General features: G+C 47.9%; 1 rRNA gene. It reads right to left on the bottom strand.

The annotated features are described in order from the left end of the window. Positions 1-57: 57 nt before the first annotated feature. A 16S ribosomal RNA gene (locus BC962_RS16165) occupies positions 58-1,577 on the bottom strand. Between the last annotated feature and the right edge of the window lie 168 nt (positions 1,578-1,745).

Genomic DNA, 1,745 nt, shown 5'->3' with positions numbered 1-1,745 from the left:
CTTGAGAACCTTTTTGATGTAATTGCGTTTTGCCTTTTAAAACGGCAAAATCTCTAGAAAGGAGGTGTTCCAGCCGCACCTTCCGGTACGGCTACCTTGTTACGACTTAGCCCCAGTTACCAGTTTTACCCTAGGCGGCTCCTTGCGGTGACCGACTTCAGGTACCCCCAGCTTCCATGGCTTGACGGGCGGTGTGTACAAGGCCCGGGAACGTATTCACCGCATCATGGCTGATATGCGATTACTAGCGATTCCAGCTTCACGGAGTCGAGTTGCAGACTCCGATCCGAACTGTGATAGGGTTTATAGATTCGCTCCTGGTCGCCCAGTGGCTGCTCTCTGTCCCTACCATTGTAGCACGTGTGTGGCCCAGGACGTAAGGGCCGTGATGATTTGACGTCATCCCCACCTTCCTCACAGTTTGCACTGGCAGTCTTGTTAGAGTTCCCGACATGACTCGCTGGCAACTAACAACAGGGGTTGCGCTCGTTATAGGACTTAACCTGACACCTCACGGCACGAGCTGACGACAACCATGCAGCACCTTGTAAATTGCCCGAAGGAAAAGGTGTTTCCACCCCTGTCAATCTACATTTAAGCCCTGGTAAGGTTCCTCGCGTATCATCGAATTAAACCACATGCTCCACCGCTTGTGCGGGCCCCCGTCAATTCCTTTGAGTTTCATTCTTGCGAACGTACTCCCCAGGTGGGTTACTTATCACTTTCGCTTAGCCACTCAGTCTTGCGACCGAACAGCTAGTAACCATCGTTTACGGCGTAGACTACCAGGGTATCTAATCCTGTTCGCTACCTACGCTTTCGTCCATCAGCGTCAATGACTTATTAGTGATCTGCCTTCGCAATCGGTGTTCTATGTAATATCTATGCATTTCACCGCTACACTACATATTCCAACCACTTCATAAGTATTCAAGAACAACAGTATCAATGGCAATTCTATGGTTGAGCCACAGACTTTCACCGCTGACTGATTGTCCCGCCTACGGACCCTTTAAACCCAATGATTCCGGATAACGCTTGGATCCTCCGTATTACCGCGGCTGCTGGCACGGAGTTAGCCGATCCTTATTCGTAGAGTACCGTCAAGCTCCGACACGTCGGAGTGTTTCTTCCTCTATAAAAGCAGTTTACAACCCATAGGGCCGTCTTCCTGCACGCGGCATGGCTGGATCAGGCTCTCGCCCATTGTCCAATATTCCTCACTGCTGCCTCCCGTAGGAGTCTGGTCCGTGTCTCAGTACCAGTGTGGGGGATCTCCCTCTCAGGACCCCTATCTATCGAAGTCTAGGTAAGCCGTTACCTTACCTACTAACTAATAGAACGCATACTCATCTTGTAGCCATAAATGTTTAATTATAAAATAATGCTATTTCATAATACTATGGGGTATTAATCCAAATTTCTCTGGGCTATCCCCCTCTACAAGGTAGATTGTATACGCGTTACGCACCCGTGCGCCGGTCGTCGGCGGTGCAAGCACCCCGTTACCCCTCGACTTGCATGTGTTAAGCCTGCCGCTAGCGTTCATCCTGAGCCAGGATCAAACTCTTCATCGTTAATTTTTAAATATTGTAACAATTACAAGGTCTGTTATTTATAATCTCCGAAGAGATCATAAAACTCAAAATATTCTTCTAGTCTTAATTCTTATCTTTTGGTTTCTTCTGTTATTCTTGCGAACAACATTGAAACGCGCTGTCAATTCAATATATCAATGAACATTT

The organism is Gillisia mitskevichiae (assembly GCF_003634585.1).
Lineage (GTDB): Bacteria > Bacteroidota > Bacteroidia > Flavobacteriales > Flavobacteriaceae > Gillisia > Gillisia mitskevichiae.
Note: the sequence above shows the minus strand (reverse complement) of the source record. Positions and strands in the feature narration are given on the sequence as shown.